This window comes from Trinickia mobilis (assembly GCF_017315705.1).
GTDB classification, from domain to species: Bacteria; Pseudomonadota; Gammaproteobacteria; order Burkholderiales; family Burkholderiaceae; genus Trinickia_A; species Trinickia_A mobilis.
Window position 1 is genome coordinate 204,071 of the sequence record NZ_JAFLRF010000001.1, and the last position, 25,933, is coordinate 230,003.

Genomic DNA, 25,933 nt, shown 5'->3' on the forward strand with positions numbered 1-25,933 from the left:
TGCCTCCGGCCTTGTTGTCTGCGCTATTTCAACGGGCCGTTTATTTGGCGGCGCCGCGTCCCATATTCGACGCGGACGAAATGGCGGCAAGGTTCGATTCGGTCGCATGCACCGCTTGCTCGCAGGTCTTGCGGATGGTCTCGATCAGCGTGCTGGAGGTCGTGATCGCCGATTTCCAGGCGGCAATCGCCGCTTCGGAACCGGAAGGGGCGTTCTTGGCGAGGTCGTCGACGAGGGTCTGCACGCGGCGGTTGTAGGCATCGGCCTGCCCCTCGCCGGCCCGTACGAACTCCGCGACCGTGGCCGACGCAATGCCGGCCAATTGGCGGCTGTAGGACTGCGCCTGCTCCGGAATCGATGCCGCCAACTCGGCTTGCTTCGCGCTCGTTTCAGGTGTCTGCGGCGCGGTGAGCCCTTGCAGCAGGGACGCCTGCGAACTGGCCAGCACCGACTTGGTCAACTGCAAGTTCAGGGCGGCCAGCTTTTCGAAGCCATCGGCGACCGATCTGGCCAGGCCGAACGCCGTATCGAGGTTGGCCTTCTGCATCGCGACAAATTGCTCGGGGGTGAACAAGGTCATCATCCAGCTCCTAAAGAAGAGTGTCGCCACCGGCCGTGCCGCCGGAAGCCGGCGTGCGCGGAACGATCGAAAGACACGGTCAAGGAAACGGCAGACAAGTTCCGAAGCAGCCGGAACGCCGCATCCGGCAGGTACCGAGTTGAAGAAAGGTGGAGCGACTGCGCGCGCGGCTTGTCCCGGGGGACGGATTGCGATTGCAGCGACGGGCGATGGCGTCGATTCGCCGACTGCGAATCGCGCGTGCTGCGTTTGAGACTAGCGCATCTTAGAACCAGATCAAGCGAATAACAATATGTGGGACTTCTTACCCGTTCGCATCGCTTGAGGCGGCAATCCTGACACGGCGCGCTCGGCGCTCGCCAACAGCGGATAGCCGACGCGACAAGCGCGAGGCGCGAGGCGCCGGGCGCTTGGCGACGTGGCCGGCGCAACGTCTTACTCGACCACGACGCGCGGCGCGCCGTCCGCCATCGAGCCGACCACCGCCGCCTGGTCGAAGCCGCCCGAGCGCAGGCAATCGAGCACGGCCGGCACGCTGCCGGCGCCGCACGACACGAGCAGGCCGCCGGAGGTCTGCGGGTCGGTCAACAACGCTTGGGCGATGGCAGGCAAGCCGGGCGAGAGTTCGACCTGCGCGCCGTAGGCCGCCCAATTGCGCGCCGACGCGCCCGTCACCAGACCGGCGCGCGCCAGTTCCGGCGCCGGCTCGAGCCATGGCAGCGCCGCGTAGTCCACGCGCGCCGCGAGCCCGGCGCCCCGGCACAATTCGAGCAAATGACCGAGCAGGCCGAAGCCGGTGACGTCGGTCAGCGCGTGCACGCCGTCGAGCGCGGCGAGCGCGGTGCCCGGACGGTTCAAACGCGTCGTGGCCGAAATCATCGCCGCATAGCCTGCGTCGTCGAGCTTCCCGTTCTTCAAGGCGGCCGACAGAATCCCGACGCCGAGCGGCTTGCCGAGCACCAGCACGTCCCCGGCACGCGCGCCGGCATTGCGCGCAACGCGCTTGGGATGCACGACGCCGATCGCCGCAAGCCCGTAGATCGGCTCGACCGAATCGATCGAATGGCCGCCCGCCACCGGAATACCCGCCTCCGCGCAGACAGCCTCGCCGCCCTGGAGCACGCGCGCGATCGTCTCGTGCGGCAGCACGTTGATCGGCATGCCGACCAGCGCCAGCGCAAAGAGCGGCGTGCCGCCCATCGCATAGATGTCCGATAGCGCGTTGGTCGCGGCGATGCGGCCGAAGTCGTAGGGGTCGTCGACGATCGGCATGAAGAAGTCGGTGGTGGCGACGATCGCCTGCTCGTCGTTGAGGCGATAGACGGCGGCATCGTCGGCGGTCTCCGAGCCGACGAGCAGATTCGGAAAGGCCGCCATCGGCGCTGCGCGCTTGAGCAGTTCAGCGAGCACGCCGGGCGCGATCTTGCAGCCGCAGCCGCCGCCGTGAGACAGCGCCGTCAAGCGCGGCACCGTGCCGGTTTGCGGGGCCGAGTTCATGATGCCTCCCGCAGGTGAGCGTGGGGGTGGTTCATAGCAAGTCCTTGTCGATTCAAAAATGGAGCGCCGCGTGCCACGACGCCTGCGGCGGCACGGGATCCATGCCGGTCGGGATCGAGTGTCCGATCGAATGCGTGCCGGCGGCGACGAACGCGCGGTGATAGTACGGCGAGCACTTGACGTAGTAGAGGCCGACGATCGCGATCAGCGCAAACAACGTAATGGCGAACGCCGAAGCGGGGCGGCGCGGCGTTTGGATGAGAGATTCCATGGTCTCCGATGAGTCGGTTCGAATGTGCCAGGTCAGCGCATCCGGCGTTCGGCGGCGCCCGCTTGGGAAGCGGCCCGCGCCAAGGGTTCTGCGAGAGCGTGCCCGCCGCAGACCGGTGCGTCTTTGGCGACGGCCGTCGCGCTCGCTTTCGCACCGGCCCGCTCCATCAATTCGCGCGCCTGCGCGAGGGGGTCGGCCGCGCAAGGGTCGAAGTCGAACTGCAGCGCGCCGCCGGCCCCGCGGAACGAACGCTGGCTGCTGCGCGCATACGCCGGATCGTAGTGCTGCTCGATCAATTCGGTGCAAAGCTGCGCGAGCTGCCCGTTGTCGATGAGCTCATGCCAGCGCGCGACGGTTTGCCGGCTGTGAAGCCCGATCAAGCGCGTCAGTTGATCCTTGAAGAATTGCGGCGTGTCGAACAAATGCCGATAGTCGCTCAACAGAAACCGTACCCGCGCCTCGAGCGGCGCCACGACCCGCACGCAGCGCCCCGCGTGAAACGCATCGAGCAGCGACAGCGGCAGCATGACGTTGCCGATACGACGGCTTTCCGCCTCGACGAACACCGGGCGGTCCGCGTCCAGTTTCGACAATGCGACGGCCAGTGCCGTATCGAAGGCTTTCTGAGTCGGCTGGCCGGCATCGGGCAGCGCGCCGAGGAGCGATCCGCGGTGCCGGGCCAGCCCTTCGAGATCCAGCGCCTGCGCGCCCGCATCCGACAGTGCGTGCAGCAGGCGCGTCTTGCCTGTCCCCGTATGCCCGGTCAGCGCGATGTAGTTGAGCCGCGACGGCAAGCACTGCAGTTGCTCGAGCACTTGGTGCCGGTACGACTTGTAGCCGCCGTCCAGTTGACGCGCCTGCCAGCCGATCATGTTGAACCAGGTGGTCATCGCGCCGGAGCGCTTGCCGCCTCGCCAGCAATAGATCAGCGGCCGCCAATTGCGCGGGCGGTCGGCAAAGACCGTATCGAGGTGGTGCGCAATGTTGCGCCCCACCATCGCAGAACCGACGCGGCTCGCTTCGAACGGCGAGTTCTTGTACAGCGTGCCGACGATCACGCGCTCTTCGTTGCTGAGCACCGGCGCGTTGATCGCGCCGGGGATATGGTCTTCGGCATATTCGAGCGGCGTGCGCACGTCGACGATTTCGTCGAACGACGCAAGTTGACCGATGGAAACTACGAGGTTTTTCACGATGGCTGGCCGGACGCCGGCGGGACCCGCGCGTTGCCGGCTGTGTTCGAATAATTGCCTATTATTCCATGCGGCGGTGTTGTCCGATCATCCGCTCATGCCGGGGGCCGGCGTCGGGCCGCTAGCCGCTTACGCCAGCCATTGTGATCGTCAGCCGGGACGCCGGCTTGCCGATCGAGGCCCAATGCCATGCATAGCCAAGAAACCGTGTTCTCGACGAGCGGCGATCGATGCGCCTTCGGCAATGCCGCAATCGCGTTGACTTGGACCGTCGCACATTCGCAATTGGCCGGCTTTGCCATCGTCGACCATGCCCATGCGCGCACGCTGCCGGTGATCGCGCCATTCGCGTTCACGCTCGCCGACGGACGCACAGTCGGCATCGCCGATCTGAAGCTGCTTGCGCCGTTGCGCGACGGCGCGCTGACGGCGGACGCGCACGCGGCCAGGCTTGCCGAACGGCTCGCGGGCCGGCGCGTGAGCGCCATCCTTCACGACCGGCATGATCGCCTGCGCGTGGAGTGGAGCGTCGAGCAGCGTGACGGCTCGCGGTATCTGCGCGAGCGGCTGGCCATCACGGCGCTCGCGCAGGACGAGCACATCACCGCTGTTTCGATGCTGCAGACGCAGGCAGCAGACGCGCAGGCAAGCAGCAAGTTGAACGGGACGCCCGTGGTTGCGGGCAACGTCTACCTGGGCTTCGAGCTTCCGATGTCGGAAAGCGAAGTTCGCGACGGCATGGTCCGCTTTACGGTGGCGCGCGCGCTGCCGCTCGAAAAAGGAAAGGCCCTCGCTTGCTCTGCGGTGGCGGGCGTGGTCCGCGAGGGCCAATTGCGCCGCGATTTTGCGGCCTATCTCGAACGCGAACGCGCGCATCCGTGCCGGCCGTTCCTCCACTACAACTCGTGGTACGACATCGGCTACCTCACGCGCTATACGGAGGCGCAAGCGCTCGAACGCATCGGCGCGCTAGGCCGCGAATTGCACGACAAGCGAGGCGTGCAACTCGACTCCTTCCTCTTCGACGACGGCTGGGACGACTACAGCGGCAGTTGGAATTTCAGCGGCGATTTTCCGCGCGGTTTCGCGCCGTTGCGCGACGCCGCCGCGCGCTATGGCGCGGCGCCCGGGGTCTGGCTGTCGCCGTGGGGCGGCTATTGCGGGCCTCGGCAGGAACGCGTGACGCGCGGGCGTGCTGCGGGATATGAAGTCGCCGACGACGGGCTGGCGCTGTCCGGGCCGAAGTACTATCGCCGTTTCCGTGAAGCGGCGATGTCGCTGCTTCGCTCGCACGGCGTCAATCACTTCAAATTCGACGGCACGGGCAACGCCGACAAGGTGTTCCCCGGCAGCCGCTTCAACAGCGACTGGGACGCGGCGGTCGAACTGATCGGCGAGATCCGCCGCGTCCGGCCCGACACCTTCATCAACCTCTCCACGGGCACCCGTCCGTCGCCGTTCTGGCTGCGCTACGCCGACTCGATCTGGCGCGGCGGCGCCGATGACGGCCTCGCCGGCGCCGGCGGCAACCGCGAGCGCTGGATCACCTATCGCGACGCTCAGACGTACCGCAATGTCGTGCTCGAAAGCCCGCTGTTCCCGCTCAACTCGCTGATGCTTCACGGGATCATTTACGCGCAGGAAAATCCGCGGCTCAACAGCGGCGCCGGTCAGGCTTTCGTCAACGAAGTGCGTTCGTACTTTGGGAGCGGAACGCAATTGCAGGAGCTGTACGTCACGCCGTCGCTCTTGAGCGAGCCCGATTGGGACGTGCTCGCGGCGTCCGCGAAATGGGCGCGCGCAAACGCCGACGTTCTGCGCGACAGTCATTGGATCGGCGGTGCGCCGGATGCACTCGACGTGTATGGATGGGCGGCCTGGTCGCCGTCGAAGTCGATTGTCACGCTGCGCAATCCGGCCGATCGCGCGCAGTCGTTCGATCTGGACTTGCGCAGGCAGCTTGAGTTGCCGGTTGGCGTTGACGGTCGATTCGAAGCGCGCTGCCCTTGGCGCGGGCAAAACGCCCCCGCTCCCGCGGCGTTGAATGCTGACCGGCCGCAGCCGATCCGGCTCGAGCCGTTCGAAGTGCTCACGCTGGAGCTGCTGCCGGCAGACGCCGGCGGTCAGGCTTTGCGGTGCCCGAGTTAAGACAGCGTGCGCGCAAGTTCGACGGGTTTCGCTTCGATCTGATGCAGGTCGAAGATCGTGACCACGTTCTCCCCCTGTTGAAGCCACGGAGCCGGACAATACAAGCGCAATTGCGGGCCGATATTCCAGTAGCGGCCAAGATTGTGTCCGTTGACCCAGACCATGCCCTTGGTCCAGTTGCTCATGTCGAGATAGGTATCGCCTGCGGTATCCAGCGATACGGTTGCCCTGAAAAACAACCCGGCCTTGCGCGGATTCGAGCACACGGCCCGCAGATCGGCGATGTAGCCGGAGCTCATCGGCAACAGGAACACTTCCCACGCTGCGAGGCGCTCGCTCGCGCCCGCCGCATCGAGCAGCGCGACGGGACCGAGAATGCCTTTGCGGTCGATCATCGCGTGACCATAGTTCACGCGCCCCATCCCTTCGACGAAGACGTCCAGATTGACGGCGCCATCTCGTGACGGCGGCGTGAAGGGAAGGACGAGACGCGCATCGTGCATGACGTTAAGAGGCTGCGCGCAGCCGGCCGGCATGAGCGCCCTCGATACGCCGCCCACGTATTGTTCGCCGACAAAAACGGTCGCGTAGTCGTGGACATCGTTGAGATCCAGAACACCGCCGCGGCAGTCATGCAGCTTCTTGCGATATAGAACGAAACCGAACGCTTGCCCGTACGTCTCGAAGGGCTGCGCGTCGACGGTTTGCGCAGCGGGGAGCGCGGCGGGCAAGTTGTCCCAAACGGACGCGTAGCGTTCGGGCATCAAGGCTTCCTTTCCGGAGCGCGCAATCGTTGCGATCGGTTCGGGCACATCGGGCAAGGGCGCCGGCAGATATCGGGCGACGATCTCGCGGTACTGCATGTATTTCGACGTCGCGACGCCTTGCTCGCTGATGGGTGCGGCGTAGTCGTAGCTGGTGATGTCGGGCTGGTACTCGCCGGAATCCGGATCGACGTTTGCTCCCGCATGGAAGCCGAAGCTGGTGCCGCCATGAACGACGTAAAGGTTGAACGACAGGTTTTGCTGCATCAGCGCGTCGAGCGTGCCGGAGATATCGACGCCCGTGCCCTGCAGCGCCGCATCGCCCCAATGCGTAAGCCATCCGGGGTACACCTCGCCGGCCATCGCCGGGACACCGGGAAACGCCTGCCGCACCGCCGCGATTTGGGCCGCGTTGCCGTTGCTCAACGCGATCGCACCGCCCGTGACGGTCGAGCGATTCTGCTCGAGCTGCACGATGCCGTCCTCGGTATAGAACGGCCCATCGATTCCGCCTTGCAGCCAGAGCTGCCGGATTTCCTCGAGGTAGGCCGGATTGCAGCCGTACGAGCCGAATTCGTTCTCGATCTGAATCATCAGGATCGGTCCGCCGTTGCACGCCATCAGCGGCTTGACGCGCGGAATCAGTTCGTCGACGTAGCGCGAGACGGCGGACATATAGTTTGGATCACTGATTGAATCTGTCCTGAGCCGGATGGCCGGGTCTCTGAGCAGATAGGACGGAATGCCCCCGAGATCCCATTCGGCGCAGACGTAGGGGCCGGGCCGCAGCAGGGCCCACATCCCTTCCGACTGGCATAAGCGGAGGAATGCCTCGACGTCGCGGTTCTCGCTTTGGAAGTCGAAAACGCCAGGGCTCGTCTCGTGATAGTTCCACATGACGTAGAGCGCGATGGTGTTCATGCCCATCGCTTTCGCCATTTGGATGCGGTGCCGCCAGTATTCGGCAGGAATGCGAGCGGGGTGGAGTTCGCCGCTGCGGATTTGGAACGGCTTGCCGTCGAGGAGGAAGTGGTTCTCGTGCTGGGCGAATGAAAAGATGCGCGGGCCGCTTGGGGTTGCCTTACTGGTCATTTAGTCGATATCCGCAAACGTGACCCGGCTTGAAAACAAAATCGGCGCGTCCAACAGACCGCGCCTCAGATGTCGATGATGGCATGACGAAATGGCTGCCTGGTTCCTGTGCGGATTTCACTATAGGCGAACGGCAGCGGCGGCGAGTGATTGGGTCGAATGCGTCATGCTCCTGTTCGAGTCGCGTGAACTCGACACACTAAAAATCTGACAGGCTCGCTCAGTGAGAACCGTTGCCTCCGCCATGGCCGCCGTTCCCGCCATTGCCCTGTCCGCCGTTGCCCTGTCCGCCGTTGCCCTTGCCACCATTGCCCTTGCCACCGGCACCCTGGCCGCCAGAGCCCTGGCCCCCGGCACCCTTTCCACCAGCGCCCTTTCCACCAGCGCCCTGGCCACCAGCGCCCTGGCCACCGGAGCCCTGGCCACCAGCGCCCTTTCCACCAGCGCCCTGTCCGCCAGCACCCTGGCCGCCGGCGCCCTGACCTCCGGCACCCTTTCCACCAGCGCCCTGACCGCCAGCGCCCTGACCGCCAGCGCCCTGACCACCAGCGCCCTGACCACCAGCGCCCTGACCTCCGGCACCCTGTCCGCCAGCACCCTGTCCGCCAGCACCCTTTCCACCAGCGCCCTGGCCACCAGCACCCTGACCGCCAGCACCCTGACCGCCGGCGCCCTGACCGCCGGCGCCCTGACCGCCGGCGCCCTGACCACCATCGCCCTGTCCGCCGGCGCCCTGACCGCCAGCGCCCTGGCCACCAGCACCCTGACCGCCAGCACCCTGACCGCCAGCGCCCTGACCGCCAGCGCCCTGACCGCCAGCGCCCTGACCACCATCGCCCTGTCCGCCAGCACCCTGGCCACCGGCGCCCTGTCCGCCAGCACCCTGTCCGCCAGCACCCTGACCACCGGCGCCCTGACCACCATCGCCCTGGCCGCCATCGCCCTGGCCGCCATCGCCCTGACCACCAGCGCCCTGACCGCCAGCGCCCTGACCACCAGCGCCCTGACCACCATCGCCCTGTCCGCCGGCGCCCTGACCACCAGCGCCCTGTCCGCCGGCGCCCTGACCGCCAGCACCCTGGCCACCGGCGCCCTGACCACCAGTGCCGCCCTGGCCACCAGCACCCTGGCCACCAGCGCCCTGACCACCAGCGCCCTGACCACCAGCGCCCTGACCACCTGCACCCTGACCACCTGCACCCTGACCACCTGCACCCTGGCCACCAGCACCCTGTCCGCCAGCGCCGCCCTGGCCACCAGCGCCCTGTCCGCCGCTACCCTGGCCGGCCGCAACCGTTCCGCCATTACCCGGGCCTCCGGTTCCAGTGCTTCCAGCGCTTTCCGTGCCGGTGCCCGCGCCCCCGGCTGGGTTGCCTGCCGCTCCCAGGCCAGCGGTTCCCACTCCTGGAGCACCATTGCCGCCGTGCCCCGGGCTACCGCCGGAAGTCGCGGGTGTACCTGGAGTTCCCGCGCCCGTGCCACGGCCGCCTTCACCGCCGGCGGCGATTCCAACGGCTCCGGAGCCGCCGGCATCGCCGCCGGTCATAGCGTCGTCTCCGTATCCGCTTGCGGGAGCGTCACTCATCAACAAGTCGGCAACCCTGGGCGGGCAGTCTGCTGCCCCGGGTATCGGACAATCCGTCGCCGAACCCTGCGCGACTTCGAGCTGACCTGGCTGCCTTGCCTGGCTTGTCACCACGATGGCGCGATCCGGCGCCACGTAGGCTGACGCATCGCCGCTTTGCTGCGCATAGGCCGCTGCCACATGCATGCTGACTGTCAGCATCGCCAGCATTTTCAACGGCACACGTTCCCCGCGTCCCCGGTTATTGCTATTCATTTTGCCATCCTAAATATTATATCTGGGCCTTGGTCGACCCATATCCGTCTTGACTGGCGGCGCTCGTGTTCCTCACGACTTGCCGCCCCATTGCGTGAAGTTACGTTAGGCGGATCCCGATACGTAAACCGTTCGCTGTCCAACGTATTGGTTTAAATCGAGTCGAGAGCGGGGAAATAAACGCGAGAGATGATCGCTAGCGAACATTCGCTACAGAAAGCGCCGGCGCGCACACTGCCGCCCGTCCAGAGGCGGCCAGTCACGGATAATTGCCGCGGACCGGGTTAACGCTGACGAACCAGCCGATGAGGGTGCCGTGACCTGCGTCGATGAAGCGGTCGCGCACGAAATCTTTCCATCGAGAATAGAATTGGATCACTTATCCGAATTTTCAGCGGAGCGACGGAGCACTTGAATTCGTCGTTCGAATAAACGGCGCGTGAGACTACCCATTACTTCGACATGCAAATTGAATCCGAGAGCCGCTGCTTCATCTGCAACACTCCTTCTGCTTACGCAGTCTTCAGTGTGTTGCATCCACCGGTTGAATCCGCAGTCCTACAGTGGATATTCACGCTCGCCGCCATCATTGACGACGTGCGGCACCGCCTTGATCGCTTGGGGAGCGGCCGTCTACCTGATCGATCCGGATAAAATGCCGTCTCGAAATCGGAGACGGCATTGGGGCTATCTGCAAACCGTACACGCTCAATCGAAAAGGGGAAGCGATGTCCAGTCATACCGCGAAGATCGAATGGGACCGCTCGGGCGCGGTGTTCACCGACAACCAATACCGCCGCACGCATCGATGGTCGTTCGACGGCGGCACCGTCGTGCCCGCGTCGAGTTCGCCCGACGTGGTCAAGGTGCCGTTTTCGAATCCCGCCAATGTCGATCCGGAAGAGGCTTATGTCGCGTCGCTGTCGAGCTGTCACATGCTGTGGTTTCTCGACATCGCGCGAACGGCGGGCTATGTGGTCGACCGGTATGTCGACGAGGCCGTCGGGCACATGGTGCGCGGCGCCGAAGGCAAGCCCTGGATCGCGACCGTCGAGCTGCGGCCGGTGGTGGACTTTTCCGGTGCGAAGCGGCCCGACGATGCGGCCGTACAGCACCTGCATCATCGCGCGCACGAGGAATGCTTTCTGGCGAAGTCGGTGAAGAGCGATATCGGCGTCGCCGGGACGTGGACTTATCGCGAGGGTTGACGGCCATCGAACGCCGTCGCGAAGGCCGATGCAGCGACACCGTCACGGTCCCGGCTGAACCTTCGGCGCTTCCTCTGCCGCCATGAGTTCGCTCGGAAACAACTGCAGGAACGAGCGCGCCTCGTCGGGGCTTCGGCATGCGAGCCAGTCTTCGTAGTCTTCCGGCCGCACGATCACGACCGAACGCTTTTCTTCGCCGAGCTTGTGAAAACGCCGCATGAGCGAATGCTCGCCGGCGTTGATCGTCAGCATGGTGAACGAGACATCCTCCCCGTCCGCCCTCGGCCACGCGCGCCATAGGCCGGCAATCGCGAACGGCTCGCCCGACGCCAGCCGGATACGAAAGCGCACATGCTTGCCGCTTTCGTAGTTCGGCTCGTAAAACGCTTCGCAAGGAATCAGACAGAGCCGTTGTTTCGTCCAGGCCGAGCGATAGGTCGGGCGCTCGCCGAGCGTTTCGACGCGTGCATTCATCGTCGTATAGCGCTTCGCGTCGGGCGGCGCTTTGGCCTTCGGCACCATGCCGAAGGTCGCGAGCAGCGCCTCGCGGCCTCCGTCGTTCGCGCGGCGTAGCAGCGGCGCCGGATAGTCCTGGTAAATTTCGTCGCGCCAATCGTCCGCGGGCGGCAACGCACCGTAGTACTTCTCGAAGATGCGCCGGCGCGCGGCGGCGTAGTTCGTGCACATGCCGATACCCTCGCCTTTCGTTGATGGGCCTTCGATGACGATGGACGACCGATGAAACCAAGGAAGCGTGAAGCGAAGCCGCCGGCGCTTTGCGCGCGGCATTCTTCTTCGGAATTGCGTTGCGGATCTCTGTTCAAAATACATCGGTGCGCTAAGGCAAGCAAACCGAGTATGTGCTGAATCCGGCGGACTTTGCCTCACGAATGCCGGTCTTCGAATGCTTGTTTTCATATGACCGGAGCCCGGACGAGCGCGTCCCGCCGACGAAGTCCGTCGAGCGCTCAACGAAGCGAAGCGTTGCGCCGCCATCGCTTTCGCGAACGAAGCGGATTACTCCGCCTTCAACCGCTTGAAACGCGGCGTGCCGTCAGCCAGCATGCCGTTGAACATCTCGGCAGGACGCACCCACAGCCCGCGCTCATGCGGCCACACATGTTCATAGACGACGAGCCACTCCTCCGTCTCCGAATGTCTTGCGACGCCGATCTCGCGATAGAGCCCGCCCTTGTAGTGGCGATGAGTCGCCAATTGCAGCGCTTCGTTTTCGGTCATGCCTCAATCCAAAAAGCCCCTATTTTAACGGGCCGATTCCAGCATCGCGGCTTCACGCAGCCGAATACATCTCCGGCCGGTGCAGCGCCATATACCGGTCGGAATGCGCCACCTCCGCAAATCCGACAGGCCTGTACAGCTCGTCTTCCTCTAGCGCCCAATAAAAGAGCGCCAGTATCGCTCAAGGCGTCCATCGATACATCAGGATCTTCGCTCGCGCGTCGTCTTCGACGAGCACGACGTATTCGCCGTTGCTGCGCTCGACCGCGCTGACGCCGAGATAAACGTCGACCCAGCCCGACATGCCGCCCACCCGCGCGCCCGGCGTCATGTCCCCCACCTGCTGCCCGTTGCGCGCGTCGTAGACATCGACGCGATCGGTATATAGCTCGGCCACGAAAATGTAGTTCCCCGCCACGGCGACGCCGACCGGCGTCTGTTGCGGATCGGCTGTGACGTTCCACGGCAGCATGATCGTGTAGCGCGCCTGCGGCGTACCCGAACTCCAGTTGTCGTAGCGCACGAGCATGCGCCCCGCCTCCTTCCAATGCGACGCTTCGTACGGATCCGCGCTCGAATAGCCGGACACGTACATCGCGTCGCTCGACGTGTCGTAGACGATGCGCGCCACGCGTGAGAACGGCTGCGGCATCGCGTACGTCTTCGCGCTCGCATACGTGTAGATCGGGTTGCCGAACGAATCGAAGCCTTGCAGCGGCAACTCGCGGATGCCGGCCCCGAGCATGCCGATCCAGATGTTGCCGAGGCTGTCGACCCACCAGAAGCCGTCTTCCACCGTGTTGCCCGAGGACGGATTCGCCGCGATCTCGCCGGCGTCGACATGGCCGTCGCCATTGGCATCGCGCCACATCCATTCGCCATACGCGGGCTGCCCGGCGGGCCAATTGCCCGGAATCGGGTTCTGAGCAAAGAGGCCCGACGGAATCGCGACTTGGCCGTCATTCGCCGGATCGAAGCGATAGACGCTCAGGTAGTGCGAGTACATATCGACCGTATAGAGCAGCAGTTGTCCGTTCACGCGCCGCACCATCGGCTCGCCGCGCACGCCCTTTGGCAGGTGGAACGCGGGGTCGCCGGGATATTGGAAGCGATCGAGCGTGAAGCCCGCGTAGCTCCATTCCGAGCCCGGCGTCTGCTGCCGGTAATCGAGCGAGAAGTGCTTCGAGCCGCTGAACACGCTCGCGGGCTGGAGCGGATCGAACGATCCGCCGTCGACGAACGTCAGCCCGTAAAGCCGCCAATTCAAATCGTGCGACGGCCACCCATAGCTTTCGAGCACCGTGCCCTCGCCGTCGAACGCCGAGCCGAACGCGCGCGGGCCGAAGCCGTTTTGCGCGACATAGAAATTGCCGGCGGCGTCGAAGCCGATGCCGGTGATGCCGTTGAAACGCCATGTGCCGGGCACGCCTTCGGGCGGGTGAAAGATGCCGCCGCGTGCGCCGAGCTGGCCCGCAAGCGAGGTCTGTCCGGATGCCGTCTTGTTGTAGACGAGGATTTGCTGCGACGGCCCGCCGTCCGCGACGAGCAACTGGCCCGACGGCGCGATCGTCAGGTCGACGGGCAGGGTTCCCGCGGGCAGCGATACTGAACTGCCGATCAGCGCGCCCGCCGCCGAATAATGGACGACGCTGCGGCCCGCCGGGTCCCGCAGCCCTTGAATGACCCACAGCGTGCCGTCGGTATCGATCGCGATGCGTCCCGGCGACGGCACCGTCCACGAGGTCAGGCGGCGCATCGCGTTCGCGTCGTCGACTTCGATCCGGTTCGCGTAGGTGTTCGCGACGTACAGCGCCGCGGCGGTGGCTGCGAGCCCGCGAATGCTCGCATCGATGCCCGTGGGCACCGCGTTCACGCGCAGGAAGCTGTTTTTCGTGGCGTTGGCGCTGTTGCCGCTGCCGCTCGCGAACGGCGCGCCGGTGGCGATGTTGCTGGTCAAGCGGCGCGTGATGCCGTACCACGTCGTGCCCGCGGGCGGATAGTCGCTGCCGGCAAGCGCGCCGTTTTCGTTGCCGATCGAGATGCCGGCGTACAGATACGTCCCGTTCACCGCAACCGCATCGCCGCCGGTGTTGCCCCAGCCGTGCGTGTTGCCCGCCGCCGCGGCCTTCTCGCCGCCCTTGTACGCGCCGACCTCGCTGCCGCTTTCGTCCCACGGCGCGTTGGTATAGACGGTGCCGTCGGCGCCCACGCCGATCGCCTCGACATCGAGCTGCACCCACTTGCCGTCGCCGAAGCCGAAGCTATTGCCGATCCACGACGTCTCGTACGTCAGTTGAGTTCGCGCCGAAGCGTGGAACGGATGGGCGACGGACAACACTGCCGCAGACAAACAGACTCGATGCAGCCAATTCATAAGCGCGATCCTCACGAAGCCGGTCAAGGGGGCCATTGGTTTTTATCAGACAAATAAGACATGAGTCTGACGATAAACAATTCGGCCGCCATCGACGATTCGCAAATCAGATCGGCTTTTCGCATGCCTCCAACATTCGCGCCCTTTCAGCCCATCGGATTCACGCCGATCAGCCAGCCGTGCAGGAACCCGCCGAACACGCCCCACACGACGAGTCCGACGACGACGGTCACGACGTCGCGCCCGACGGTCCCCGCAGGGTATGTCGTGCCGGCAACCTGGTCGCGATGACGCGCCGCAAGGAAGCTCGCGACCGCCCACACCAGGAATGCCGCGAACAGCACGATCGCATTTGCCGTGCCGTTCGCTATCAAATGCCCGAACGCCCAGATCGCCGTGCCGGCCGCCATCGGATGCCCGATCACGCGCTTGATGCGGTTGCCGGGCACATAGGCGGCGGTGATCAACACGAAGGCGATCGCGACGAGCAGGATCGTCAAATGCCGGATGCCCACAGGCGGCGTCCAAACCACGACCGGTTCGCGCCGCGCGATGACGTAGCCCCAGACGATCAGCACGAAGCCGACGATCGACGCCAAGGTATAGAGGCCCTTCCACGTCATTTCCCCGAGGCGCGCGCGCTGCGCGGTGCGCCAGGGGTCGGCGACGATTCGAATCGAATGCACGCCGAGAAAAATCAACAACCCGATCACCAGAATCCCCATCTCGAACTCCTTTTGTGGTCATTGTGCTTCGCGATTGTACGCAAGACTCGAGAATGTCTTGTGCGATTTAAACGTTATTGAGGATTGTTGAAGCAGCCCTGGCCTAAAGGAGACCTAATTGGAAAAAACTGCGGCGCTTGAACGGAAATGCACGTGCATCAAGCGGACTGGCGCGCGGCGCTCAAGCCGAACTCACGGTGCGGCGGCGATCACTTGGGCGACGGCGGCCGTCAGCTTTTTTGCATACGGCACGTGCAGGAATTCGTTCGGCCCGTGTGCGTTCGACTTCGGCCCGAGCACCCCGCACACCATGAATTGCGACGTCGGGAAGCCGGCTTGCAGCACGTTCATCAGCGGAATCGTGCCGCCCTGGCCGATGTACGCGCAATTCGCGCCATAGTGCGCTTGCGACGCCGCGTCGAGCGCCGATTGGAGCCACGGCGCCAGGTCCGGCGCGCTCCAGCCGCTAGCCGCGCCCGGGTCCGCCTTGAAGGTCACCTTCGCGTTGTACGGCGGATCGAGTTCCAGGAGCGCCTTCAAGTCGGCAACGGCCTTGACGGCGTCGACGAGCGGCGGCACGCGCAGCGACAGCTTGAAGGACGTACGCGGACGCAGCACGTTGCCCGCGCTCGAGAGCGGCGGCAGGCCTTGCGCGCCGGTCACGGACAGCGACGGCCGCCACGTCGAGTTCAAGAGCGCCTCGCACGCGTCGGTCGTGGTCGGCAGCACCGGCTTGCCGTCCTGGCCGCAGGCGAACGGCACGGTCTTCCAGACGCTGTCGCCGAGGATGCCTGCCGTCACCTCGGCTTCGCGCAGCCGGTTCGCGGGAACGGCGCAGTGAAAGGCGGTCGGCAGCAGATTGCCGGTCCCGGCATCCTCGAGGCGCGCGAACAGTTGCCGCATGATTCGGAAGCTCGACGGCGCAATGCCGCCGTAACCGCCCGAGTGAATCCCTTCGTCGAGCACTTCGACTTCAAGGTCGCCGGAGACGAGTCCGCGCAGCGACGTGGTCAACCACAGTTGATCGTAGTTGCCGGCGCCCGAGTCGAGACAGACGACGAGGCCGACCATGCCGAGCTTCTCACGCAGCGCGTCGACATAAGGCAGCAGATCGTAACTGCCCGACTCCTCGCACGTTTCGATCAGCCCGACGCAGCGCGGCCGCTCGACGCCCTGCGCGTCGAGCGCGGCCAGCGCGCTGATGCTCGCGTAGATCGCGTAGCCGTCGTCGGCGCCGCCGCGGCCGTACAGCTTGCCGTCTTCGAACTTCGGCTGCCATGGGCCGAGGTCGTTGCGCCAGCCGTCGAACTCCGGCTGCTTGTCGAGGTGGCCGTACAGCACGATCGTCTCGGTGCTGCCCGAGCGCGTGGCGGGGGACTCGAAGAAGATCACCGGCGTGCGGCCCGGCAGCCTCACGATTTCGAGCTTCAGGCCGCGCACGGATTGCGTTTCTGCCCATTGCGCCGCGTCCGTCACGACGCGCTCGATGAAGCCGTTGCGCGACCAGTCCGCATCGAACGCGGGACTCTTGGCGGGGACGGCGATGTAGCCGGTCAGCGCGGGAACGATGTCGTCGTTCCATTTGCGATCGACGAACGCGACGAGCGCGTCGTGATCGAGTTGGACGGATTGCTGAGTCGTGTCGGCGGAGGTCATGTTCGATTATCCGGGCGGCCGGTCAAAACGCTCATGATAGACCCGAACCGGTCCGCACTTGCCGCCCGTCGTTGCATGGCCGATCGAGCCGTGCAGCAAGCCGTCCATCTTTTCGGTTTTGATGCAGGAAACTATCAATCGCGCGACAATCGGACTACAGCCACCTTTGGGGAACCGGTCATGCCAGGTGGAATCGTCGCTCAAATCGCCGAGTTGGTGATTGCGCTTGCCGTCTATTTCCTGCCGGCGATCATCGCCGACCGGCGCAAACGCCACGATGTCCTGATCGTCGCGCTCTTCAACGCCTGCCTCGGGTGGACCGTCATCGGCTGGATCATCGCGCTCTACTGGGCATTCCAGCCGAATCCTCCGGCCGATGTCGCCGACGACGTGAACAAGAAGCGCCGCCTGCTCAGCCTCGGCAGGTTTTCCAAGGGGCTCGCCGAACGCGTGCAGGCACGCGCGGCGAGGCGCGACCGCGCGCGCAATTGAGCGCTTCAATCAATGCTTGAATACCGGACGCTCCGGCGGCGCTGGGACCGCCGAAGCTCGAGCTTTAGAAGCAACTGCGGATAGGACTCGCGTAGCTGCGCAGGTGTACGGAGCCCGGAGAAATGGAACGCGGCTCGCGCTTGACATCGTCCTGGGAGAACAGATCCTGGCGCAGCTCGCCATGGTCGTCGAACCACTGGCAGCGCAACCAATCACCGTCGGCGAATTTCACCGGCCCGATATCAGTAATGGTCATTCGCGGCCCGCCCGACTTGAGCGTCACCACGTCGCCTACGAAAAAATGTGCCATCTGTGTGCAGGTAGCTGTAAGCATATGCGCCCCGATATCAATCTGAGTTAGTGCATTGAGGTTTGTGCGCCGGCGAACACAAGAATCAAATATGAACCTCACTTCCGGCTGCTAAAGAGAAAGGCCCTCAACGAAGAAGCAGGCTAACAATAGAATATTTGTTCTACAAGCGATTTTACCAAAAAAAACCGCCCCGCTCGGGTTTATCCTGAGTGTTCTCCCAAGAGTAGCAGAAGATTTCCTCAGACATACTGTGATCTCATATGTAAGAGCACAATAAATATTTTCCGAACGAGAAACACCTGAGCCACTATTACCGCCCGGCCGCCGCTGCTGCCCGGCTGGCAGGCTGCCCGGCTGGATGCGGAACCCTGCCCATGCATTGCGCCTCACCTCGGCGACCGCCCATTCGTCGCCTGCCGCGAGACATTTATACCGATCGCGTAAAGTCAAACTATTCCGCATGGAAATTTTGACCGACCCACACCCACCATTTAATCTTTATGAAAATCGCATTAAATTTTTTATGCGATTTCTCTGGAAACGTTTTCCGTTTTAACGATTTGCTTTGAAACTCCCGAGAATCTGGGCGAGTTGCTGGACGAGTCCGTCGATTTTCTCCGCAGCCACTCCAGCATAACCAAGTGCTAAACCGTTGTAGCGCGCTATATCGACGCACGGCAGACAATAGGCGCTGAGCGGCGGCACGATCAGGCCCGCGCCGCGCGCGGCCGTGCAAACGTCGACATCGGCAAGCGGCGCCGTCAGTTGCGCGCTCAGATGCATGCCGCCCGCGCCGGCCGATACCGTGAGCATCCCGCCCAACTGCGTGCGCAGCGCGTCGGCAAGCGCGTTGCGGCGCTCGGCGTAAAGGCGCCGCATGCGCCGCAGATGCCGCGTGTAAAGCCCGCTGTCGATGAAATCGGCGAGCGCGATCTGATCGGCGGGGCGCCCGCGCCGCGCGAGCGCCCCGAGCGGCCCGCGCACCGCGGCGCTCAGCGAGGCCGGCACGATCATGAAACCGAGCCGCAGCGCGGGGAACATCGTCTTGCTGAACGTCCCGAGATAAATCACCGGCGCGTCGGCGGCCAGCCCCTGCACGGCGGGCAACGGCGGGCCGTCGTGGCGGAATTCGCTGTCGTAGTCGTCTTCGATGATCCACGTGCCGGCCTTGCGCGCCTCTTCGATCAGCCACAGGCGGCGCTCCAGGCTCAGCACGCTGCCGAGCGGATACTGGTGCGACGGCGTCACGTAGATCAGCTTCGGCGGCACGCGCCGCCAATCGTCGGCGCGCGGCGCGATGCCGTCCGCATCGACGGGCATCGGCACGATCGTCAAGCCGGCCGACCTGAATGCGGCGCGCGCGCCGTTATAGCCCGGGTTCTCGAGCCACACGGTCGCGCCCGCGTCCGCGAAGAGACGCGCACACAGGTCGAGGCTGCTTTGCGTGCCGTCGGTGATGAAGACCTGGTCGATCTCGCAGCGCACGCCGCGCGACACCCTCAGATGCTCGGCAATCGCATGCCTGAGCGCCGGATGGCCTTCGACGTTGCCATAGCCGAGATGCTGCGGGCCGACCGTGCGCCACGCGCGATCGAGCGATGCGCGCCACTGGGCGAGCGGAAACTCGTCGAGCGCCGGAATGCCGAGGCGAAACGGCTTTTGCTCGTCGTGCGCGACGCGCTCGCGGTCGAGCCCGTCGACGCGCCGCGCGAGCACCACGTCCGGGCCCCTGGCGACGGGTGCGGGATCGCGCCGCGGCAGCCCGACGCGCGCCACTTCCGAACCCTGCCGCGTGGCGACGACGAAGCCCTCTTCGGCGAGCCGCTCGTAGGCGTAGAGCACCGAATTGCGGGCCATGCGCAGCTCTTCGGCGAGCGCGCGCGTGGCCGCGAGCCGGCTGCCCTGCGCGAGCCGGCCGTCGAGGATGGCGCGGCGCAGGCACTCGTAGAGCAGCCGCTGCTGCGTGAGCCCGCGCTCTTTGTTCTCGCGTGCATAGGTCGAAACGAGCAGGGCGTAGTCCATTCTTGTGGCTCCAAAATCTGCGCTATCGATGCGTCTTATCATGGTGCCACGAGATCGCTATTCCTGAGGCCCAATCCCCTCCTGGAGACCCTGCTTCGATGACCCTGACCGCCGTCTGACCGGCCTGGGCCCTGTTCACGCCAATCACACGCCCTGGCCCAACCCCTCGCCCGGTGAGGGCAAACGCGCTGCCGGCGCAGTCGAGATGCATAATGTTGCCCTTCTTCATCGCGGCAACCCTCTCACACCGGCAGCATCGCCATGCCCAGACCGATCCTCCCCCTCACGTACGAACACCTCGACCACTGGATCGAATCGCTGCAACCGGCGTTGCTTGCCGAAGGTTTCGCGATGGCCGCCGGAATCCTGCGCGGCGGCGCGCCGCTCGCGCTGATGGTGTCGCACGCCGTGGGCACGCCGGTCGCGTTCCTGCGCTATGACCGCGCAACCCGTACGGTCGCGTGGGATTGCTCGCTGCCGATTCCGCCGCGCGGCGCCAAGGTGCTGCTGTGCGAGGACATCTCGGGCCGCGGCTTCACGATGGCAGACTGCGTCGCGTTTCTGGAGCAGCACGGCCTCGTCGTGAAAACGCTGACCGCCGCGTTCGACGAGCTGAGCCGCGTGCGTCCCGACTATGGAAACGATGCGGCCGGCTATTTCGCGCTCTTTCCTTGGGAGCGCCAGGCTCACACCGAGCGCTATCGGTCGGACTGGGATCGCGCCGTCGTCGCGGGACAAGGGCAGATGGCGGAGGACCACGCATACGCCGCCTATGCGATCGATCTCGACGGCATCTTGCTGCCCGACGTGCCGCTCGCGCGCTATGACGAAGACCTCGCCGCCGCGCTGAACGAGCGCGACGCGCTGTTGCCCTTCGAGACGCTGCCCGGCATCGAGATTCGCGCCGTGCGCGCAATCGTCACCGGCCGCCCCGAAACGGACCGAGAGCGCACGCAGGCGTGGCTCGACCGGCACGGCTTTAGCGGCCTCGAACTCATCATGCGCGCCCCCGCGCGTCACAACGAAGGCCCGGACGGCGCCGCCGCGCACAAGGCCGACGCGGTGCGCGCGCTCGGCGTTACGCACTTCATCGAAAGCGACCCTGCGCAGGCGATTCTGATTTCCCGGCTCGCGCCGCTTTTGCGCGTGATCTGGTGGGACGCGCACGCGCGCCGGGGCACGCTCGTCAACGCCGCGGACTGGCGCTGAACGCCACGGCGCGTAAGGCAAGGTAAGCGCGCTCGAAGCGCAGGCCGACGGCTTGCGCCGCGCAGTCTCGACGTTGCAAGGCGTGCAGTAGCGAAGCGCCGCGCGCTTAGTCGCCGCTGCCGCCATGCTCGCCGCGCAGGTGGCGCGCGGCGCGCTGCGACGCGACGACGATCAGCTTCATCGTTGCCCGCGTCGCGCCGACGAAGAGCTTGCGCGCGCCGCGTTCGTCGAATGTCTCGAAGTCGACCTCGGTCAGAATCACGCACGGCGCCGATTGCCCCTTGAAGCGATAGATCGATTCGAGCAGCACGTCGCCTTCGCGGTACTCGGGATTGCCGAACAGATCGTATTTGCCGGTGAAGCAGCGCAGCCGGTGCGGGCCGAGATGATCGAGCGCGGTCAGCGCGGAGCCTTCGCGTCCGCGAAACGAGAGCACCGCGATGTCCTGTTTTCTGAAGCCGAGCGACAGCGCCTGCGTGATCGCGCGCTTGGTCGCTTCGATGCTGCCGTCGGCGCTCGCGGCGTCGTAGGTCGAAACGGCGATGTCGGAACCGTCGAACGGGCTGCCCGATACCAGGCTCGCCGCGAGCGGCACCGGCGCGCCGACGATGTCGCGCACGTAGTCGAGGATGTCGCGCGGGCTGCGGTAGTTCGTCGTTTCCTTGAGCACCGTCCAGCCCGGCAATGCAACCGGCTCGCGCATATAGAGGTTCTGCAGCGGGTCTTCGAGCCACCACCATGCGCCCTCGGGCGCGACGAGCCGCGCAAGCGCAGCAACCCACGGCTGCTGGAAATCCTGCCCCTCGTCGACGATCAGGACGTCGAATTGCCAGCGCGAATCGATCGGCGCGCCGGCGAAGCTCGACTCCAGCCGGCCGAAGATATCGGGCGCCTGGAAGTCAGGCACCCTGCCCGCGTCGCGCGCGATCCAATCGCAGAGTTGGTGGTAGTTCGCGACTTTCGCCTCGGGCGGCGCCACGCGCGCGATGTGATCGGCGAGCGGCCGGTTGAAGCACACGTAAAGCGGCCGCTTGCCGTTCGCGACCGCATCCTTCATGACCTGCACCGCGAGCTGTGTCTTGCCGGAGCCTGCCGTGCCGATCACGCGCAATCGGAACGGCGCGAACTCGAGCCGGCGCGCCCAAGCGGCAAGGCCGCCCGCGAGACGCGTGACGAGCGTGCCCGCTTGGCCGACGAGCGCGCTCGCGTCGGGGGTGAGCGCCAGTTCATCGGCGAGAAAGTGGTGGATCTTCGGCGCGCACGCAAGGCGCGGCTCGTCTGCGGGAAGCGCTTTGAGGATGATCGAAGCCAGCCGGTCCTTGCGCGTCGCATCGACGATACGATCCGGGTTCACGCCCGCAATCGCCGCGTTCTTCACGACGTAATCAGGGCAATACAGCAGCTCTTCGATGCAGTAAGTGCCCGCGCCGAACGCCGCGGTGAAGCGTCGATGCATCCCTTCGATCGTGCGCGCCAACTGAATCGACACGTTGCGCTCGGTCTGCAGATAGACCTTGACGAGGCCCTTGGGCGTTTCGCGCAGAAATCCGGCCTTTTGCTCGACGATCATCACGCGGCCCGCCGGACTCACGATCGCGAAGTCCGCTTCGCCGAACACCGAGAAGCTCTGGTTCAAGCGCGTCCAGTGCACGCCGTGATAGACGGTGTAACCGTCGGGCAGCGCGCCTTCCAGAAGCGCAAGCATCTCGCGTTCGCGCTCGGCGGCGCCGACGGCGGCTAAATGCTTCCAGTCGTCAGGGACGGTGCGGGCCATTGAGGTGCCTCCTGGCAGGGCCTTCGAAGATCGCCGTATTGTACAAATTCGCCGAGTCGAGCCGCCCGCTGCCGCCCCGATCGCCCGCCCCGCGCGGTAGGCGAGCCGTCAGGCTGATCGTGTATCGTAGCGGCATCGCTTATTGGAGGAATGACTCAATGATGAAAATCTGGGGACGCGCCAACTCGGCCAACGTGCAAAAGGTGCTCTGGTGCTGCGACGAACTGAGCCTGCCTTACGAGCGCATCGATGCCGGGCTGCAGTTCGGCCGCGTTCGCGATCCCGACTATCTCGATCTCAATCCGAACGGCGAGGTCCCGACGCTCGTAGACGGCACCTTCGTGCTGTGGGAGTCGAACTCGATTCTGCGCTATCTCGTCATGCAGTACGGGCCGGCGAGCCAGCTCTATCCGAGCGATCCGAAGCTGCGCGCGGGCATCGACCGCTGGCTCGACTGGTCGATCTCCACGCTGCAGCCAGCGGAGCGCCCGGTGTTCATCAGCGCCGTGCGCACGCCCGCCGCCGAGCGCAACCTGGTGCAGTTCGAAGCCGACGTGAAGACCGTCGCCGCGCGCTGGAAGCTCCTGGACGATCATTTGAGCGGCCGCTTCTTTCTGGAAAGCGACAAGTTCACGATCGCCGATATCGGGCTCGGCGCTTATGCGAAACGCTGGTTTGGACTCGCGGGAGTGGAAAGGCCGCCGATGCCGAATCTCGAGCGCTGGTATTCGCGGGTTGAACAACGCGCGCCGTTCAAGAAGCACGTCGATCTGCCGCTGACCTGAGACGGCTTTGGCTTTGGACCGCAGCGGCGCGTCAGCGGTCGTCCGAGCGCGTCTCCGGCCCGCTGCGCCGCTCGAGCGCGCGCTGCAAGAGCGCATCGATCAGCGCGAGCGGCACGGGCTTCGTCAGATGCGCGTCGAACCCGCCTTGCAGCGAGCGCTCCATGTCGCTTGCCTGGCCAAAGCCCGTCATCGCCGCGTAAAGCGCCTCGTTCGTGGACGGAATCGACTTCAACTGGCGCAAAACGGTAAAGCCGTCCGCGCCCGGCATGGCGATGTCGATCAGTGCGACATCGACGCGCTCGGTGCTTGCGATCGCCAGCGCCTGCAAGCCGTTGTAGGCGACCCGCACGCGATGTCCCTTGAGGCTCATCAGCATCGCCATGCTGTCGGCCGAGTCGCGGTTGTCGTCGACGATCAGCACGTGCAGGGTGTCGTCGTCGTGCCCGGCCGTGTTGGGGTGCAGCGTCGCGGCGCCGCCGGCTTCCGATTCCACCGGCGACGAATCGAGCCGCGGCAGGTGCAACGTAAACGTGGCGCCGTGCCCGCGTCCGGCGCTCGCTACCGTCACCGCGCCGCCGTGCATTTCGGCGAGCCACCGGCACAGCGTCAAGCCCACGCCTAGGCCGCCCTCATTTCTTTCGAGGCGGCTGTCGGCCTGCACGAACAAGTCGAAGATCGATTCGAGCGCGTCGGGCTCGACGCCGCACCCGCGATCGGACACGCGCAGCGCCGCCATCGTCCCTTCGGCCTGCACCGACACGCCGATCCGCGAACTGGGCTCCGAGAATTTCGACGCGTTGCTCAGCAGGTTCTGCGTGATCTGGACGAGGCGCGCCAAGTCGCCGTTCACCATGATGCGCGTCTTCGGATACGCGACGTCGATCGCCTGCTGCCGCATGTCGAGGTGCGGGCGCATCATTTCGATGCTGCGCGCCACGACGTCCTTGAGGTCGACCGGTTCGAGGCGCAGCACGATCTTGCCGGTGGTCACGCGACCGACATCGAGCAAGTCGTCGACAAGACGCGTGAGGTGGGTCACCTGCCGATCGATCATGTCGCGGCATTGTTTGACCGTCGGGCTGACGAACGGCTCGAGCATCATCACGCTCAACGCGTTGCGCACGGGCGCCAGCGGGTTGCGCAATTCGTGCGCCAGCGTGGAGAGAAACTCGTTCATGTGCTGGCTCGCCACCTCGAGCTCGCGCAGGCGCTTCCTTTCCGTCATATCGCGCGTCACCTTTGCAAAGCCGGACAGCTCGCGCTTGCCGCCGCGCGTTTCGTACACGGCGGTAATGATCACGTTGGCCCAGAACATCGAGCCGTCCCTGCGCACGCGCCAGCCTTCGTCCTCGACGCGCCCGTCCCGGGCCGCCACGACGAGCTCCATCTCCGGCTTGCCCGCCGCGATGTCTTCGGGCGGATAGAACACCGAAAAATGCTGGCCGATGATTTGCCGCGCCGAATAGCCCTTGATCTTCTGCGCCCCGGTATTCCAGCTCGTCACGCGGCCATCGCGATCGAGCATGAAGATCGCGTAGTCCTCGACCGCTTCGACAAGAATTCGGAAGCGCTCCTCGGGCAGTGAGACGAGCGGGCGCAACTCGCGCGCGGGGGCGGCGGGCGATGGCTCTGGGGCGGGAAGGTCCGATTGCATGGGCGTGGCGGGTTCGCTAAGGAATGCGGCCCAACCAGCCGCTCAACAAGGCCACAAGCAAGGCTTGTGCCGAAGTTCGTTATCTGGGACTGCCGAATGTCGGCGGTAGTGAACTCGTTGCCCGCAAACCAGCCGGTCGCGCGCAGTCGATCGGCGATATCGCCGAAGCGCAGATTCAATTGCAGATCGATGAAAGCGGCTTGCAACCGTTCCGCGATCCTGCGCGCGACCGGCTCGGCGAAGAACGGCACCTTCGACGCCGCAATGCACGGCAAGCATCGGTTGGCCTTTTTCTTGGGCGGGTTAGCGGTCCGCCGGCCTGCCGGCGCGCGAAAGAAATGTTGCAAACATGCAAAATTGACAACGAAATTGCAAAAAATCGTATTCACCAGACAAATTGGATCGTGCGGCGCAAAAGCTGCGCCGCACGTGCACGTGTGTCCGGAATGGTCGGATCGAGCGATTCGCCGCAATGCGTCACGGCGGGGCGTCCGCGGCAGGCACGCCCGGCGCCGGTCGCCGGGAGACTTACGCCGCAGCGCGCTTCGCGCGGCTTGCCGTTTTCGCGGCTTTTGCCGACTTGATTGCTTTGCCCGCCTTCGCCGCGGTCTTCTTGGCAGCGACGGCTTTCTTCGCGGCGGCCTTGCGCGCCACCGTCCGCTTAGCGCCACCGGCCTTTTTAGCGGCAGCCGTCTTTTTAGCGGCAGCCGGCTTCACGGCCGCAGCGCCCGCCGCCGGCTTGCCGATCAGGAAGACCGAGCGGTCTTTCGCGTCCTTGATCCATGCCGGCGGGCGCGCATGGCCGCTCCACGTCGCGCCGGTTTCGGGGTGCATGTACTTCGGCGGCAGCTTGCCTGTTGCCTTGAGGCCTTTGGTCTTGGCCGTCGCGCCCGCGTAGCCGGCCGCGCCCTTAGGCTTGGGACCACGCTTCTTCGGCATATGAGCGTCGAGGTCGGCGGTCGTCAAGCCGTGCTGTTCCAGCATTGCGCGGATTTCCCCGATCACGACCGTCGACCGTTTGGCGATCAAGTTTTCCGCTTGCGCCTGCAATTTCTCGATACGGCTTTGGATTTGCTTGAGCGTAGCCATCTTTTCTC

21 protein-coding genes are annotated in these 25,933 nt (G+C 65.2%); 6 read left to right on the forward strand and 15 right to left on the reverse strand.

Annotation, left to right across the window (positions count from 1 at the left end; genetic code table 11):
• Positions 1-40 precede the first annotated feature (40 nt).
• From phaP to mnmH, 4 genes are all read right to left on the reverse strand, one after another.
• A complete protein-coding gene (gene phaP / locus J3489_RS00980; RefSeq protein WP_242539681.1) occupies positions 41-583 on the reverse strand; it encodes a TIGR01841 family phasin in 543 nt (180 codons plus the stop codon).
• A 432-nt stretch (positions 584-1,015) separates the two neighbouring features.
• Positions 1,016-2,077, reverse strand: coding sequence for a selenide, water dikinase SelD (selD, locus tag J3489_RS00985; RefSeq protein WP_206995288.1), 1,062 nt, complete (start codon positions 2,075-2,077; stop codon positions 1,016-1,018).
• 52 nt (positions 2,078-2,129) lie between these two features.
• On the reverse strand, positions 2,130-2,348 hold the full coding sequence (locus J3489_RS00990; RefSeq protein WP_374193414.1) for a hypothetical protein: 219 nt from the start codon (positions 2,346-2,348) through the stop codon (positions 2,130-2,132).
• Between the two features lie 32 nt (positions 2,349-2,380).
• Positions 2,381-3,541, reverse strand: coding sequence for a tRNA 2-selenouridine(34) synthase MnmH (mnmH, locus tag J3489_RS00995; protein WP_206995290.1), 1,161 nt, complete (start codon positions 3,539-3,541; stop codon positions 2,381-2,383).
• A gap of 189 nt (positions 3,542-3,730) precedes the next feature.
• Here mnmH and J3489_RS01000 point away from each other — a divergent pair, with 189 nt between their 5' ends.
• The gene (locus J3489_RS01000) at positions 3,731-5,689 is read left to right on the forward strand and encodes an alpha-galactosidase (protein ID WP_206995292.1); all 1,959 of its coding nucleotides are present in this window, start codon (positions 3,731-3,733) and stop codon (positions 5,687-5,689) included.
• Here J3489_RS01000 and J3489_RS01005 read toward each other — a convergent pair.
• On the reverse strand, positions 5,686-7,545 hold the full coding sequence (locus tag J3489_RS01005) for a glycoside hydrolase family 35 protein (RefSeq protein ID WP_206995293.1): 1,860 nt from the start codon (positions 7,543-7,545) through the stop codon (positions 5,686-5,688). The genes J3489_RS01000 and J3489_RS01005 overlap by 4 nt on opposite strands.
• Positions 7,546-7,789: 244 nt before the next feature.
• Here J3489_RS01005 and J3489_RS38450 point away from each other — a divergent pair, with 244 nt between their 5' ends.
• Both J3489_RS38450 and J3489_RS01015 read left to right on the forward strand, forming a co-directional pair.
• Complete coding sequence (locus J3489_RS38450; RefSeq protein ID WP_206995296.1) at positions 7,790-9,274, forward strand: hypothetical protein; 1,485 nt, start codon at positions 7,790-7,792, stop codon at positions 9,272-9,274.
• 839 nt (positions 9,275-10,113) lie between these two features.
• On the forward strand, positions 10,114-10,593 hold the full coding sequence (locus J3489_RS01015) for an OsmC family protein (protein WP_206995298.1): 480 nt from the start codon (positions 10,114-10,116) through the stop codon (positions 10,591-10,593).
• A gap of 42 nt (positions 10,594-10,635) precedes the next feature.
• On the opposite strand, the gene J3489_RS01020 is transcribed toward J3489_RS01015, so the two are convergent.
• The 5 genes from J3489_RS01020 to J3489_RS01040 form a co-directional block, all read right to left on the reverse strand.
• The gene (locus J3489_RS01020) at positions 10,636-11,280 is read right to left on the reverse strand and encodes an SOS response-associated peptidase (protein ID WP_206995300.1); all 645 of its coding nucleotides are present in this window, start codon (positions 11,278-11,280) and stop codon (positions 10,636-10,638) included.
• A gap of 330 nt (positions 11,281-11,610) precedes the next feature.
• Entirely contained in the window at positions 11,611-11,832 is a 222-nt protein-coding gene (locus J3489_RS01025; RefSeq protein WP_206995302.1) for a DUF1653 domain-containing protein, read from the reverse strand.
• Between the two features lie 181 nt (positions 11,833-12,013).
• On the reverse strand, positions 12,014-14,206 hold the full coding sequence (locus J3489_RS01030; RefSeq protein ID WP_206995304.1) for an NHL repeat-containing protein: 2,193 nt from the start codon (positions 14,204-14,206) through the stop codon (positions 12,014-12,016).
• A 146-nt stretch (positions 14,207-14,352) separates the two neighbouring features.
• A complete protein-coding gene (locus J3489_RS01035; RefSeq protein WP_206995306.1) occupies positions 14,353-14,931 on the reverse strand; it encodes an NnrU family protein in 579 nt (192 codons plus the stop codon).
• Positions 14,932-15,123: 192 nt separating this feature from the next.
• Positions 15,124-16,587, reverse strand: a complete 1,464-nt coding sequence (locus tag J3489_RS01040) for a M20/M25/M40 family metallo-hydrolase (protein WP_206995307.1) — start codon at positions 16,585-16,587, stop codon at positions 15,124-15,126.
• Positions 16,588-16,767: 180 nt separating this feature from the next.
• On the opposite strand from J3489_RS01040, the gene J3489_RS01045 reads away from it, so the two are divergent.
• Positions 16,768-17,079 carry a superinfection immunity protein gene (locus tag J3489_RS01045; RefSeq protein WP_206995309.1) on the forward strand — a complete coding sequence of 104 codons (312 nt, stop codon included), beginning with the start codon at positions 16,768-16,770 and terminating at the stop codon, positions 17,077-17,079.
• Between the two features lie 64 nt (positions 17,080-17,143).
• Here J3489_RS01045 and J3489_RS01050 read toward each other — a convergent pair whose 3' ends face one another.
• Both J3489_RS01050 and pdxR read right to left on the reverse strand, forming a co-directional pair.
• On the reverse strand, positions 17,144-17,413 hold the full coding sequence (locus J3489_RS01050; protein ID WP_206995311.1) for a YodC family protein: 270 nt from the start codon (positions 17,411-17,413) through the stop codon (positions 17,144-17,146).
• Positions 17,414-17,944: 531 nt separating this feature from the next.
• Positions 17,945-19,414, reverse strand: a complete 1,470-nt coding sequence (gene pdxR / locus J3489_RS01055) for a MocR-like pyridoxine biosynthesis transcription factor PdxR (protein WP_206995313.1) — start codon at positions 19,412-19,414, stop codon at positions 17,945-17,947.
• Positions 19,415-19,675: 261 nt separating this feature from the next.
• Here pdxR and J3489_RS01060 point away from each other — a divergent pair, with 261 nt between their 5' ends.
• Positions 19,676-20,623: a phosphoribosyltransferase family protein gene (locus tag J3489_RS01060; RefSeq protein WP_206995316.1), complete on the forward strand. Its 948-nt coding sequence runs from the start codon at positions 19,676-19,678 to the stop codon at positions 20,621-20,623.
• A 106-nt stretch (positions 20,624-20,729) separates the two neighbouring features.
• On the opposite strand, the gene J3489_RS01065 is transcribed toward J3489_RS01060, so the two are convergent.
• The gene (locus J3489_RS01065) at positions 20,730-22,397 is read right to left on the reverse strand and encodes an ATP-binding domain-containing protein (RefSeq protein WP_206995318.1); all 1,668 of its coding nucleotides are present in this window, start codon (positions 22,395-22,397) and stop codon (positions 20,730-20,732) included.
• Between the two features lie 158 nt (positions 22,398-22,555).
• Here J3489_RS01065 and J3489_RS01070 point away from each other — a divergent pair, with 158 nt between their 5' ends.
• Positions 22,556-23,182: a glutathione S-transferase family protein gene (locus J3489_RS01070; protein ID WP_206995320.1), complete on the forward strand. Its 627-nt coding sequence runs from the start codon at positions 22,556-22,558 to the stop codon at positions 23,180-23,182.
• A 31-nt stretch (positions 23,183-23,213) separates the two neighbouring features.
• Here J3489_RS01070 and J3489_RS01075 read toward each other — a convergent pair whose 3' ends face one another.
• Together J3489_RS01075 and J3489_RS01080 are read right to left on the reverse strand one after the other, a co-directional pair.
• Positions 23,214-24,836, reverse strand: coding sequence for a hybrid sensor histidine kinase/response regulator (locus tag J3489_RS01075; protein WP_206995322.1), 1,623 nt, complete (start codon positions 24,834-24,836; stop codon positions 23,214-23,216).
• 528 nt (positions 24,837-25,364) lie between these two features.
• Entirely contained in the window at positions 25,365-25,925 is a 561-nt protein-coding gene (locus J3489_RS01080; RefSeq protein ID WP_206995325.1) for an H-NS histone family protein, read from the reverse strand.
• Positions 25,926-25,933: the final 8 nt, after the last annotated feature.